The organism is Arthrobacter sp. BC5 (assembly GCF_056680255.1).
This window is the reverse complement of sequence record NZ_CM155273.1, coordinates 2,925,522-2,938,504: the sequence shown is the minus strand read 5'-3', so window position 1 is coordinate 2,938,504 and position 12,983 is coordinate 2,925,522. Positions and strand designations below refer to the sequence as shown.

Below are 12,983 nucleotides of genomic sequence, written 5' to 3'. Positions count from 1 at the left end.
TGCGTCACCCCTGCGCGGTCTCCCCCCACCTCACCTTCCACTTGCCTCGCAGGAGGAAGGCGAGGTGGTACCCGGCTGTTGAGAGGATGCTGCAGTCAGAGCTCCCTGAAAATCAGACCATGATAGTTCTAGGCAGTTGACGCCATCTCGACGAGGCGTCCGTCGACGAGGTTCACCACTCCATGCATGCGGGGGAGATGGATGAGGTCGTGGGTGACGAGCAGGGTCGAGGTGTTCAGTTCGTCGGTCAGACGCAGGATGAGATCGATGATGCTGGCGCCGCGTTCCTGATCGAGGGCGCTAGTGGGCTCATCGACCAGGAGCACGCTGGGATCATTCATGAGGGCGCGCGCGATGTTGATGCGTTGGCGTTGCCCGCCGGAAAGCTGGTGGGGGCGTTTGTCTGCCTGATCGGTGAGACCGACCGCGTCCAGGAGCTCACCGGCACGAGCCGCGGCTTGTGCCCGGTTGCTCCTGCTGTTCCGGGCGCCGAGTTCGTTCATGACGGTCAGTTGTTCCCGCGCGGTGAGGGAGGGGACGAGGTTGGACTGCTGGAACACGATGCCGATGCTGGTGCGCCTGAGCTCTGTTGCTTGCTGCAGGGTCAGGTGTGTGGCGTCGGTGTCGTTGATGAGGACGTGCCCGGAGGTTGGTCGGATGAGCGTCGCTGCGACAGCGAGGAGGCTGGACTTTCCGGAGCCGCTGGGTCCGGTGATACCGGTGACCGTGCCGGGATGACCGGCGAGGGTTACGTGGTCGACGGCTGTGATGGTGCTGTCCCCGTCGGGGAAGGTCAGGGTAATGTTGTTCAGGCGGATCATCGGTTGCTTCCTAGCGCGGTGAGGGGGTCGGCGGAGGTGACAGAGCGCAGGGCAAATGCTGCCCCGGCCAGTCCGAGGGCGGTCATGATGATGCCCGGGAGTGCTGTGGTGAGCGGGCTGAGGAGGAAGGGCAGCGCGGATCCGGCGAGGGCGCCGAGAAGGGCGACGATCCCGAGGCCGAGACCGATGCCCAGGACCAGCACGATGAGCGCTTGTCCGAGCGCGTCCCGAACAAGAGATCGGGTGCTGGCTCCGAGGGCTTTGAGGACTGCGATGTCAGCTTTCCTCTGCATGGTCCAGACGGTGAAGAACGCTCCGATGACCAGTCCAGAAATACCGAACAGCATGCCGATCATGAGCAGGAGGGACCCGATCTCGGACCGGAACGCACTCAGGGCGGTCAGGGAACTCAAAGTCGATTCGGAAACGGTGTCGTTGGTGCTGTCCGCGGCGGCCCAGTCGGGGTCGCCGGTCACGGCGAGGACGGTGGCGTAGGCGTCAGGGTTACCGGTGGTCGTCGAGTATGACTGCCAGTCGTTGAGGGTCATCTGGATGACGGGGGTGTGGCTATACCAGTCGTCACCGCTGACCGTCTCAACAATGTAGGAAGTGCCGGCGATCGTGACGCTGTCGCCGGTCACCACCTCAAGGTCCTTCGCGGCCGGCTCCGACAGGGACAGGAATCCGTCCTCGGTAGGTGCGACGGCATCAAACCCTGGCTCGACACCGAACACGGCTACCGCCACACGAGTGGTGCCGGTCTCCGCGCGGGTCTGGCTGATTCCTACCGGCTCAGCAGCGGCGACGCCTCCGGTTGCGGCCCACGAACGGGCCTGCTGCTCGGTGATAGCAGAGTCGGAGAACGTCGGCTCACCGGCAATACCATCCGGGGACGAGAAAACGATTCGGTCTGCGGAGAGGGCAAGGACAGCCGATACGTTCTGGGTGGCCAGGCCTCCTGTCAGACCACTGAGGAAACCGACGAGGACGGTGATGAGAGCGACGACAGAGCCGATGAGGACGAATCGTCCCCGGGCGAAGCGAAGATCGCGTAGCGCGACGAACATGGTGTTCTTTTTCCTTTCCTGCCACCGGATTCGGTGACAGGTTCAACTCTGCCGTTACGCGCCCGCGCGTTCATCGGTCTCCCGGTTGCTTCCTGCTGACGGTAAGGATGCTTCCCTGGTCGTACTTTCGGACGATGAGCCGGACCTGGCGCGCGCGTAGCATTCAGATCATGGCCCACACTGCTCTGACCCCGGTCTTCCTGGGCCTGCGCACCGGCCTGCACACCCTGTTCCTCGTCCTCGCCATCGTGGTCCTCGCCCGCGCAGTCCTCGTTCCCACCGACACAGCTTTGGCCACCATCGTGCTGACCATCGTCCTGATAGGCGTGTACTGCCTCGGGGCCGTCGTCCTCCGACCATCACGTCCACTACCGAACACACCGGCCAGCGTCTGGTTGGGTATCCTATCGGTGCTCTGGGTTGTCTTGCTGACGCTCAGCCCTGATGCCGCCTACCTGGTCTTTCCCCTGTTCTTTCTCTACCTTCATTTGCTGGGTCGCAGGTGGGGCACAGCAGCGATCATCGCCTCGACACTCGTCGCGGTCAGCGCTCTGGGTGTCCACAGTGGCTGGACCGTCGGAGGGGTCGTCGGCCCCTTCGTCGGCGCAGCCGTGGCCCTGCTCATCGGATTCGGATACCAGGCACTTGCCCGCGAAGCAGAGCACCGAGAGGCACTGGTGAGGGAACTCTTGACCACCCGCGACCAGCTCGCCGCGACCGAACACGAAGCAGGAGTACTCGCAGAGAGGTCCCGCCTGGCCCGGGAAATTCATGACACCGTCGCCCAGGGACTCTCCAGCATCCAGATGCTGCTCCACGCCGCCGAACGGTTGAACCCCGACCGGCCAGGAATCGAACACGTTCGATTGGCGCGGAAAACTGCGGCTGCAAGCCTGGCCGACACACGTCGATTCATCCGGGAACTCACCCCACCCAACCTCGACGATGACGGGCTGGGGGGCGCCCTCCGCAGACTCGCAGCCACCCAATGGGCCACTCAGGGGCTCGAGGTTCGGGTGCGGGTATCCGACACGGTCATCCTGCCGATGCATTTGCAGACCGCGTTGCTATGATTGGGTCCCCGTTGGCAGTCCAGTGGCTATGCGATAGCTCGTTGGTTGTCTGCGGTCCAGCGTTTCCAGTATGTCGAGGGTGTCATTCCGTCGAGGGATCCGTGGGGCCGTTCATGATTGTAAATGTCCTTCCATTCCTGGGCGAGGTAGCTGGCTTCGGCCATGGTGTCGATGATTTCTCCGGTGAGTTGTTCCCGTCTGAATTGGGCGTTGAAGGACTCCGCGAACCCGTTCTGCCAGGGTGATCCGGGGTCGATGAACGCGGTGCCCACCCCGGCCGTGTTGCACCAGGCGGTCAGGGCGGCGGCCGTGAATTCGGGTCCGTTGTCCGAGCGCACGTAGGTCGGGGTGATCCCGGTTTCGGCGATGACGTCCTCCAACACGGCGACGACGTCCGTGGCGGTGAAGGACCGGCGCGGGATGATCGCCAAGGCGGTGCGGGTGTATTCGTCGATGACGTTGAAGAACCGGATATGCCGGCCGCAGGAGGTCACGTCGGACTGGAAGTCGAAGCTGACCACATGCATCGGGTACTGAGCTGTGAGGCGTTTGTGTTCCCCGGCGCCGGGCCCTGTCCTGCGTTTCTTCCTCGCCTTGGGCTTGCAGGTCAGCCCCTCGAGGCGCCAGAGTCGGCGGATCCGCTTGGTGTTCAACACCGCCCCGTCCCAGCGTGGCTGGGTGAGCAGGTGCCACCGGGCTTTCCGCCACCCCCACGCCGGATGCTTCACCGCGACCGACCGCAGATCGGCGCGTAACTGGGCTTCCTCGAAGCTGGTCTCCGGGCGGCCCTTGCGCAGCGCGGACCTGTTCTGGCCCAGCACCCTACAGGCGAAGCGTTCGGACGCCCCGAACTTCTCCTGCGCCATGCGCACGGCACGGCGTCGGGGTTCGGGGCTCAGAATTTTCCCTTCGCCACCTCGCTGAGGATGTCGTTGGCGAGGATCTGGTCGGCCAGCAACTTCTTCAGCCGTGCGTTCTCCTTCTCCAACTCCCTGGTCCGCTTCGAGGTCTCGGCGTTCTTCTCGGACCCGTACTGGTTCAGCCACCGGTACCAGGTCGCCTCGGTGACCTGGAGTTCCTTGATGACCTCGACCATCGGCCGGCCGTCATTGAGCATCTTCTGGCCTTGCCGGACCTTCGCGATGACCTGCTCCGGGGTGTGTCTGCGTGCCATGATTCGTGAATCTCCTCCTGCACCCATTATCGGATGCGAAACTCACACAACCACTGGACTCCTACCCGGGGACCCAACCAGCTACGGATCGCCCAGGGGGCCATCGCGAATGTTCTGCAACACGCAAACGCTGCTACCGCCACAATCACACTGGCAATCGATGACAGCGTACTCCGGTTCACCATCGTCGATGACGGAACAGGGTTCAACCCCAACATCCTCGCCAAGGAGACCACACAAACGTCGGATTCGTTCGGGCTTCGAGCCACCCAAGAACGCGTGGAACAGCTCGGTGGCACCCTGGCCCTCGACACCGCTCCCGGGCGCGGCACACACCTCACCGTCGAGCTCTCACTGCAGGACGCACCATGATCAGGATCGTTATCGCCGACGACCACCCGATCGTCCGGGCCGGCCTGATCGCTCTCTTCAGCCTCGAAAACGACCTGGACGTCATCGCGGAGGCTGCCTCCCCTGACGAAGCCGTAGCTGCCGTCCAGCGAGAGAGTCCCGACGTCGTTCTCATGGACCTCCAGTTCGGTACCCGGGCAACGTCCACCGGCGCGGACGCCACCCGGCGCATTCGCTCCCTGGAAGCCGCTCCCTACGTCCTGGTCCTGACGAACTACGACTCCGACGCCGACATCCTCGGCGCCGTCGAAGCCGGCGCCAGCGGTTACCTCCTCAAAGACGCACCGCCCCACGAGTTAGTGGCCGCGGTCAGGGCCGCCGCCGCCGGCGAAAGCGCCCTCGCGCCAGTCATCACCTCCCGGCTCCTCAATCGTCTCCGTGCTCCTGGTATCAGCCTCAGTTCACGGGAGATCGAGGTACTCGAACTCGTCAGCACCGGACACTCGAACAGCGACATCGCCGCGAGCCTCTACATCAGCGAACCCACCGTGAAGTCGCATCTCTCGCATATTTTCTCCAAGCTCGACGTGACTTCCCGCACCGCCGCTGTGGCTACCGCCCGCACCAAAGGCATTCTGCGCTAAGTCGTAGATCCAGTCCCGTGATCGATCGCATAGGGGATGTACAGAGGCAGCAGTTCTCGGGTCGCGTCCTGTTATTCGACTCTCGTTCTGAAAGCACTGCGCTGCAATTTCTATCTACAGCACGCTGTCCCTTCAGGCCTCGCTGACCGGGGCCTTCATCGTGAGTTGAGGACCTGATGCTTTTTAAGGCAACTTCCATGGAACGGACGATCGCGCGCTGTCTCACACACTTCTTTGGTACTCGAGGTGAACGAGGGGACTCTTGCCGGGTGCGCATAAGAAGTGAGTTGAAGCATTCCGATCCAGAGTAGTGGTCGGCATCGCCATGGATTGCTGGAACGAGACCGTCTAACCGTCGAAACAGCTGGCGGCGCCTTGACCGATTGGGGCCACCGTAGTGGTTGAGCCTTCATGCAGTACTCAGGTACTGGGTGGTGCACGAAGGCGGGACTGAGGTCCGATGTGTTCGTTGGCGAACGTGCCTAGCGTGGTCGGTATGCGAAAGAAGAGAACATGATCGTGGCAGAAGCTCTTGTGAAACGTTACGGGAGCAAGGTTGCAGTTGATGCTATTGACTTCATGGTCAGACCTGGTCAAGTAACAGGTTTCCTGGGTCCGAATGGGGCAGGGAAATCAACGACGATGAGGATGATCGTCGGTCTGGACCGGCCAACTGCAGGCTGGGTGAGCGTGAATGGGCGTCTTTACCACGAGCACCGAGCGCCGTTGCGGGAGGTGGGCGTGTTGTTGGACGCGAAGGCGGTCAATGGTGGGCGCTCGGCCTACAAGCACTTACTTGCGATCGCTGCCACGCACCGTATTGAAGCTTCTCGGGTGCGTGAAGTGATTGGCCTGGCTGGACTCGATTCGGTCGCAGATAAGCGTGTCGGCGGATTCTCGCTCGGGATGAGCCAACGGCTAGGTATAGCTACTGCCCTACTCGGCGATCCAGCGACGATCATTCTTGATGAACCAGTAAACGGCTTGGACCCGGAGGGTGTCCGGTGGGTGAGGACGTTGATGAGGGACCTGGCCGCCGAGGGCCGAACCGTGTTGTTGTCATCGCACCTCATGAGCGAGATGGCTCAGACCGCCGACCGGCTCATTGTGATCGGCCGAGGCAGAATTCTGGCCGGTGGGACTCGACCAGAGCCGGCGATGGCCCGAGTGGCCCAGCCGCGACTTGCGGGAGGGGTGGTGGTCCTCGGCGATGCGCTGGACCTGCCCTTGCCACCGGGACGCTCCACCGGCTGGTGACGGCCCACTTCTACGGCCACCTGCCTTCGAGCGAGAGGGCCACGCCAGCGGCTGGTCATGTGCCAGTTCCCCGTCGCCGCACGCGTACATTCCCTCGGCGCCCTCGATGGCCTAGGACGTCAGTCGAGCAGTGGACCCGCCCAGCGCCAGTCGCGCTGCGGCCCGAGGTACTCGACCCGTTGCACGTCCTCGTCGTGGTCGCTGTCCCTCGCCCAGGCGAGCACTGCGGTGTGGTCCTCGAAGTCGCCCTCCTCCACCACGTCACCCATGGCGTCCAGGAACCGGTAGGAGGTCATGTCCAGGGATTCTCCCCCCAGGGCGCAGGGGGTTAAGATGACTGGTGACCTACGACCCGAGCGACACCTTCGTGCACGTGCGGGGCGCCAGTGAGCACAACCTGCGCGACGTCGACGTCGACATCCCGCGCGACGCCATGGTCGCCTTCACCGGGGTCTCCGGATCCGGCAAGTCGTCTCTCGCGTTCGGCACGCTCTATGCCGAGGCGCAGCGCCGCTACTTCGAGTCGGTCGCGCCGTACGCCCGTCGGCTACTGCAACAGGTCGGTGCGCCGCAAGTGGAGGAGATCACCGGACTCCCGCCGGCCGTGGCCCTCCAGCAGCGGCGTGGTGCGCCGAGCTCCCGGTCGACGGTCGGCACGATCACGACGCTGTCGAACCTCCTGCGGATGCTCTACTCGCGCGCCGGGACCTACCCGGAGGGTGCCGCTCACCTGGCTGCCGAGGCCTTCTCGCCCAACACCGCCGCCGGCGCCTGCCTGCGATGCCACGGGCTGGGCGTCGTGCACGACGTGGCCGAGGACCTCCTCGTCCCGGACCCGTCGCTGAGCATCCGCGACGGCGCGATCGCCGCCTGGCCCGGTGCCTGGCAGGGCGCCAACCTGCGCAGCATCGTCAGCGGTCTCGGCATCGACATCGAGAAGCCGTGGAGCAGGCTGAAGAAGAAGGACCGGGACTGGCTGCTCTACACCGACGAGCAGCCGTCCGTGCTGATCAAGCCACAACGTGACCGCGTCGACCACGGCTACTACGGCAAGTTCTGGAGCGCCCGCAAGCACGTCATGCACGTGCTCGCCGACTCCACGAGCGAGCGGATGCGCGAACGGGCGCTGCGGTTCGTGCGGAGCGTGCCCTGTCCGGAATGCCACGGCAGCGGGCTGCGGCCGGAGGCGCTCGCGATCACCGTCGCCGGCCGCTCCATCGCCGAGGTCAACGCGATGTCGTTCGCCGAAGTGGTCGCCCTCCTGCGGCCCGTCGCCGAGCTGCCCGAGGAGTCCAACGAGGTAGCGGTGCGGATCTGCGCCGACCTGGTCGCGCGGGTCGAGGTGCTGCTCGACCTCGGCCTGGGCTACCTCAGTCTCGGCCGCTCCTCGACGACCCTGTCGCCCGGCGAGGCCCAGCGCCTACGCATCGCGACCCAGCTGCGGTCCGGCCTGTTCGGCGTCGTGTACGTGCTGGACGAGCCCTCGGCCGGCCTGCACCCGGCCGATGCCGAGCCGCTGCTCGACGTGCTGGCCCGACTCAAGGCGTCGGGCAACTCGCTCTTCGTGGTCGAGCACGACATGGACGTCGTACGACGCGCCGACTGGGTCGTCGACATCGGGCCGGGCGCCGGGGAAGGCGGTGGTCGGGTGCTCTACAGCGGCCCGGTGGCCGGCCTGGAAGCCGTCAAGGAGTCCGCCACGAGCCAGTACCTGTTCGGGCGCGCCGAGCCCCTCGACCACACCCCGCGGACCCCTCACGGCCACCTGCACCTGCGCGGCGTCTCGCGCCACAACCTCACCGACGTCTCGGTCGACATCCCGCTCTGCGTGCTGACGGCCGTCACCGGGGTCTCCGGATCCGGCAAGTCGACGCTGGTCACGCAGGTGCTCGCCGAGCTCGTGCGCTGCCACCTCGGTCTGGCCCCCGAGGACCCCGACCAGGCCGACCTCGAGGTCGACGTGGAGGACGCGTCGGGGCTCGAGTCGTTCGACCGTCTCGTCCTGGTCGACCAGCGCCCCATCGGGCGCACGCCGCGGTCCAATCTGGCGACGTACACGGGGATGTTCGACGCGGTGCGCAAGCTGTACGCCGCGACGGACGAGGCGAAGGCCCGCGGCTATGGCGCCGGTCGGTTCTCCTTCAACGTCGCCGAGGGCCGGTGCGAGACCTGTCAAGGCGAGGGCTTCGTGGCTGTCGAGCTGTTGTTCCTGCCGGGCACCTACGCGGCGTGCCCGACCTGTCATGGCTCCCGCTACAACCCCGAGACGCTGGAAGTGACCTACCAGGGCAAGACCATCGCCGACGTGCTGGCGATGACGGTCGACGACGCGGCCACGTTCCTCGCCGACGTCCCCGCGGCCTCCCGGAGCCTCGAGACGCTGCGCGAGGTGGGGCTGGGCTACTTGCGGCTGGGTCAGCCCGCGACGGAGCTCAGCGGCGGTGAGGCGCAACGTATCAAGCTGGCCACCGAGCTCCAGCGAGCACGCCGCGGCCACGCGCTGTACCTGCTCGACGAACCGACGGCAGGCCTCCACCCTGCCGACATCGCCCTGCTGCTGCGACAACTGCACCTGCTCGTCGAGGCCGGCAACACCGTCGTCCTCGTCGAGCACGACCTCGACACGATCGCCACCGCCGACTGGGTCATCGACCTCGGCCCCGGCGGCGGCGATGCGGGTGGAAGGGTGGTCGCCACCGGCACCCCCACCGACGTCGCCTCGACCGAGGGCAGTGCCACCGCGCCGTACCTTGCGCGCCGCCTGGCGCAGCAACCACAAGCAGACTCATGAGCCAGATCCCGAGCATCATCAGCGACTTCTACGCAGCGTCCGACGCCGCCCGTCTCGTCGCCCGGACTGATCGCCGCGCTCGTGATCTGACACCTCACTCCGGGAACGTCTTGTTCTGAACGACGAACGCCAGGAACCGAGCGGCCGCGGGCGCCAGTTCGACGTCGTCATGCCAGGTCAGGCCGACCGTACGACGCGCCGCCGGGCGTCGTGAGCGCGAGCCCGATGGTGCCGGACCGCCTGACCCACACCGAGTCTCGACGCGACCAGTCCCTCGATGGTGGCGAGGTCACCGCTTTCGAAGGAGCTGCGGCGGGCGACACCGGCCTCGGCAATGAGCCCTCGACCAGCGAGCGGTAGCCGAAGCCGACCGGCGTCGTCACGAGTTCCTTCCCGGCGAGCTCGTGGAGTCCGACCCGGCGTAGGTTGCGCAGCCGGTGGGTCGAGCGAACTGATCAGCATCAGTCGCTTCTGCTGGAGCTGGATCCAGCCGAGCGCGCCCGGTGGACGCATCGACGTGACGGCCAGCTCGGACGCACCGGTCATCAGGTCGCGGAGAATCTTCTGCGGGCCTCCTGCCGCAGGAGCACCGCACTCCCGGGGCGTCCTGGTGGAAAGTCCGCAGGAGGCGCGGAACGACCAAGTGTGCGGTGAGCTCGGTGAGGACCTGGTCGTGGCGCGCAGTCAGCTCGCAGGCCCGCCGCCACCACGTCGTCGTTCGCGTCCCACCGGCGCCGAGTGAAGGCACGGGGCATGGCGGGTTGGGGTGGGTCGTGCGGCGAGCTCAGCGACTGGGTGCGCGGCGGAGTCGCCAGGCGCGTGCCGCTAGTGTCGCGTTTCTGAAGTTGGTTGATGGTTCGCTTTCTTGAGGCTCTCACCGGCGGTCTTGGTCCAGACGAAGGCATGTTTGCGGTCGTTCCAGCCGGTGATGAATTGCCGGATCTTCGCGTTGAGGTCTTTCATACTCGTGAAGACGCCGCGGCGGATGGCCTGCTTGTCGATGATCCCGAAGCAGACCTCGACGAGGTTCAGCCACGACCCCGATGTCAGGGTGAAGTGCACGTGGAAGCGCGGGTGTTTCTCCAGCCACGCCTTCACCTCGGGGGTCTTGTGGGTGGCGTAGTTGTCCATCACGAGGTGCAGATCCTGCTCCGGGTAGGCGCGATCGAGCTGACGCAGAAAGGCCAGGAACTCCTGCCGGCGGTGCTTGGGCTTGACCGCCCCGGTGACGTGCCCGGTCGCGATCTCCAATGCTGCGAACAGGGTCGTCGTGCCATGCCGTTTGTAGTCGTGGGTGTGCTTCTCGGTGTCTCCGATCCGCATCGGCAGCATCGGCGCGGTCCGATCCAACGCCTGGATCTGGCTCTTCTCATCCACGCACCGCACGATCGCGTTCTCCGGCGGCGCCAAGTACAGGCCGATCACATCGGTGACCTCGCAGACCAGTTCGGGGTCGGTGGAGAACTTGAACGTCCCGCTCCGCCACGGCTGCACCCCGTACTTGCGCCACGCCCGCGCGACCGTCGCGTTCCCGATCTTCAGATGACCGGCCAGCAGCCGGCACGACCAATGCGTCACCGCATACTTCTTCGGCGGCGGCTGCAGCGTCGCCGAGATGATCCGCTCGTCATCGACGTGCTTCGGCCTCCCCGACCGCGACGCGTCGACCAGCCCCGCCAGGCCAGCCTCGGCATACCGGTTCCGCCACTTCCACACCGATGTCGTCGTCGTTCCCACCTCGGCCGCGATCCGCGTGTTCGCGACTCCCTCCGACGCGAGAAGCACGATCCGAGCCCTCATCGTCAGGCCGGCACGGATCGCCGTGGACCTTCAACATCTCGTGCGGATTCTGTAAGAACTGCGAACGCGGGCTGACCAACTACTGCCTGACCACCCAGCCGGAGCCGACGTTCGCGGGTGCGGCCTACGGCTTTGCCGACGTGGGCCCCTACGGCGGCGGGCAGGCGGAGCTGCTCCGGGTGCCCTTCGGCGACCACAACTCGCTGCGCCTGGGTGAGGATGCGGAGGAGAAGGAGAACGACTACGTCATGCTCTCCGACATCTTCCCCACCGGCTACCACGCGCCAGAGATGGCCGGTGTGATCCCGGGCGACAGCGTCGTGATCGCCGGGGCAGGTCCGGTGGGACTGATGGCCGCCCTGTCCGCGACCATCAAGGGCGCCGCCAAGGTGATGGTGGTCGATCGCCACCCCGACCGGCTCGCCCTGGCGGAGCAGATCGGCGCTCTGGTCATCGATGACTCCAAGACCGACCCCGTGCAGGCCGTGCTGGACGAGACGATGGGTCTCGGAGCCGATCGTGGTTGCGAGTGCGAGTGCGTGGGCTACCAGGCCCACGATCCGCAGGGCAACGAGGACCCAGCCGCCACCTTGAACATGCTCATCAACTCCGTCCGCTTCACCGGGGGATCGGCACCGTCGGCGTGTTCGTCCCTCAAGACCCAGGCGGGAAGGACGACCTGGCCAAGCAGGGCAAGGTGGCCGTCGACTTCGGCACGCACTGGTTCAAGGGGCAGACCATCGGCAACGGCCAGGCCCCGGTCAAGAAGTACAACCGCCGGCCGCGCGACCTGATCGCGGCCGGCAAGGCGACCCCGTCGTGGATCGTTTCCCACGAGATCCCGCTGGACCAGGCTGTCGACGCCTACGAGAACTTCGATTCCAGGTCCGAGGGCTGGACAAAGGTCGTCATCAAGCCCGGAATGTCGACCGGAACGCGGGTGAGCTGAGATGGCCGAGACGCTGCGAGGCAAGAGGGTCGCGATCCTCGCCGCAGACGGGGTGGAACGCGTCGAGCTCGAGCAACCTCGCGAGGCACTGGACCGGGCCGGCGCCCAGACCGACCTGTTGTCCGTCCATGACGGCGAGATCCAGGCCCGCGACAATGACCTGGACGCGGCGGGCACGTTCACCGTCGACGGGCTGGTCACCGACGCCTTGGTGGCCAACTACCACGCGCTGCTGCTTCCCGGCGGGACGGTGAACCCCGACCAACTCCGGGTCGACCAGGACGCAGTCGCGTTCGTCCGCGACTTCGTCGACAGCGGCAGCCCGGTGGCGGCGATCTGCCACGGTCCCTGGACGTTGATCGAGGTCGGCGTGGTCGCCGGACGCGCCCTGACGTCCTTCCCGAGCATCCGCACCAACCTGCGCAACGCTGGCGCAGAGGTCCTCGACCAGGAGCTGGTGGTCGAGGGCAACCTGACCACCAGCCGCTCACCCGATGACCTGCCCGCGTTCTGCGATACCATCGTGTACGAGTTCGCGTACAGCACGACCGAAGAAAGGTGACATCATGACCGTGACCAAGGGCTTATTGGTCCGCTTCGACGCCCTCCCCGGCAAGGAGGACGAGGTGAAGGAGTTCCTCGACGCAGGCCTCACGCTGGTGAACCAGGAGCCGGCAACCATCGCGTGGTTCGGGATCCGGCTCGGGCCTTCCTCGTTCGGGATCTTCGACGTGTTTCCCGACGAGGCCGGCCGCGAGACGCACTTGTCGGGTCCGGTCGCGGCGGCCCTCGGCGAGCAGACCGGCACGTTGTTCTCCGAACCCACGATCGACAAGCTCGACGTACAGGCCTCCAAGCTCCCCACCTGAATCACGACACCCGGTTGCGGGGCCTAGGAGCAGAAGGGCCGCTGCACGAATGCGCCGACGTCCGGCTCACGCAGCCCGAGCGGCGACGCCGCAGCGGCCCTTCACTACACCAGTTGCAGATGCTTGTATTGGAGGAACTGACATCACCAACGAAAATTTGGTGGACGGCCGCGAGCAACGGGTCGGT

At 65.7% G+C, this 12,983-nt stretch carries 14 protein-coding genes and 1 pseudogene; 10 read left to right on the top strand and 5 right to left on the bottom strand.

Annotated elements, in window-relative coordinates; translation table 11 throughout:
* Positions 1-128: 128 nt before the first annotated feature.
* Together AC1MFI_RS13745 and AC1MFI_RS13740 are read right to left on the bottom strand one after the other, a co-directional pair.
* Positions 129-821, bottom strand: a complete 693-nt coding sequence (locus AC1MFI_RS13745) for an ABC transporter ATP-binding protein (RefSeq protein ID WP_479817568.1) — start codon at positions 819-821, stop codon at positions 129-131.
* On the bottom strand, positions 818-1,888 hold the full coding sequence (locus AC1MFI_RS13740; RefSeq protein WP_479817566.1) for an FtsX-like permease family protein: 1,071 nt from the start codon (positions 1,886-1,888) through the stop codon (positions 818-820). Before AC1MFI_RS13740 ends, AC1MFI_RS13745 begins: the two co-directional genes overlap by 4 nt.
* A 170-nt stretch (positions 1,889-2,058) precedes the next feature.
* Here AC1MFI_RS13740 and AC1MFI_RS13735 point away from each other — a divergent pair, with 170 nt between their 5' ends.
* Entirely contained in the window at positions 2,059-2,961 is a 903-nt protein-coding gene (locus AC1MFI_RS13735) for a sensor histidine kinase (RefSeq protein ID WP_479817564.1), read from the top strand.
* A gap of 26 nt (positions 2,962-2,987) precedes the next feature.
* On the opposite strand, the gene AC1MFI_RS13730 is transcribed toward AC1MFI_RS13735, so the two are convergent.
* Positions 2,988-4,135 (bottom strand): IS3 family transposase gene (locus tag AC1MFI_RS13730; protein ID WP_479817562.1). Its coding sequence is split into 2 segments (ribosomal slippage): positions 2,988-3,862 and positions 3,862-4,135, totalling 1,149 coding nucleotides; the frame shifts between segments, so codons are not numbered across the junction.
* Between the two features lie 33 nt (positions 4,136-4,168).
* Here AC1MFI_RS13730 and AC1MFI_RS13725 point away from each other — a divergent pair.
* From AC1MFI_RS13725 to AC1MFI_RS13715, 3 genes and pseudogenes are all read left to right on the top strand, one after another.
* On the top strand, positions 4,169-4,507 hold the full coding sequence (locus AC1MFI_RS13725; protein ID WP_479817560.1) for a sensor histidine kinase: 339 nt from the start codon (positions 4,169-4,171) through the stop codon (positions 4,505-4,507).
* Positions 4,504-5,130 (top strand): response regulator, encoded by a 627-nt coding sequence (locus AC1MFI_RS13720; protein WP_479817558.1) that lies wholly within the window; start codon positions 4,504-4,506, stop codon positions 5,128-5,130. The genes AC1MFI_RS13725 and AC1MFI_RS13720 overlap by 4 nt, the downstream gene beginning before the upstream one ends.
* Before the next feature lie 513 nt (positions 5,131-5,643).
* Positions 5,644-6,264 (top strand): annotated as a pseudogene (locus tag AC1MFI_RS13715) (ABC transporter ATP-binding protein); the annotation flags it as partial.
* Between the two features lie 242 nt (positions 6,265-6,506).
* Here AC1MFI_RS13715 and AC1MFI_RS13710 read toward each other — a convergent pair.
* Entirely contained in the window at positions 6,507-6,683 is a 177-nt protein-coding gene (locus AC1MFI_RS13710; RefSeq protein ID WP_479817556.1) for a hypothetical protein, read from the bottom strand.
* 44 nt (positions 6,684-6,727) lie between these two features.
* Between AC1MFI_RS13710 and uvrA the strand changes: the two genes are divergently transcribed.
* Positions 6,728-9,178 (top strand): excinuclease ABC subunit UvrA, encoded by a 2,451-nt coding sequence (gene uvrA, locus AC1MFI_RS13705; RefSeq protein WP_479817555.1) that lies wholly within the window; start codon positions 6,728-6,730, stop codon positions 9,176-9,178.
* A gap of 210 nt (positions 9,179-9,388) precedes the next feature.
* Entirely contained in the window at positions 9,389-9,538 is a 150-nt protein-coding gene (locus AC1MFI_RS13700; protein WP_479817554.1) for a hypothetical protein, read from the top strand.
* 465 nt (positions 9,539-10,003) lie between these two features.
* Here AC1MFI_RS13700 and AC1MFI_RS13695 read toward each other — a convergent pair whose 3' ends face one another.
* Positions 10,004-10,996: an IS630 family transposase gene (locus AC1MFI_RS13695; RefSeq protein ID WP_479820883.1), complete on the bottom strand. Its 993-nt coding sequence runs from the start codon at positions 10,994-10,996 to the stop codon at positions 10,004-10,006.
* 122 nt (positions 10,997-11,118) lie between these two features.
* On the opposite strand from AC1MFI_RS13695, the gene AC1MFI_RS13690 reads away from it, so the two are divergent.
* Genes AC1MFI_RS13690 through AC1MFI_RS13675 form a run of 4 tightly spaced genes read left to right on the top strand, consistent with a single transcriptional unit; the run spans position 11,119 to position 12,796 of the window.
* On the top strand, positions 11,119-11,772 hold the full coding sequence (locus AC1MFI_RS13690) for a zinc-binding dehydrogenase (protein ID WP_479817553.1): 654 nt from the start codon (positions 11,119-11,121) through the stop codon (positions 11,770-11,772).
* Entirely contained in the window at positions 11,676-11,927 is a 252-nt protein-coding gene (locus AC1MFI_RS13685; protein ID WP_479817551.1) for a hypothetical protein, read from the top strand. Before AC1MFI_RS13690 ends, AC1MFI_RS13685 begins: the two co-directional genes overlap by 97 nt.
* 1 nt (position 11,928) lies before the next feature.
* Positions 11,929-12,489: a type 1 glutamine amidotransferase domain-containing protein gene (locus AC1MFI_RS13680; protein ID WP_479817549.1), complete on the top strand. Its 561-nt coding sequence runs from the start codon at positions 11,929-11,931 to the stop codon at positions 12,487-12,489.
* A 4-nt stretch (positions 12,490-12,493) separates the two neighbouring features.
* Positions 12,494-12,796, top strand: coding sequence for a putative quinol monooxygenase (locus AC1MFI_RS13675; protein ID WP_026821176.1), 303 nt, complete (start codon positions 12,494-12,496; stop codon positions 12,794-12,796).
* Positions 12,797-12,983: the final 187 nt, after the last annotated feature.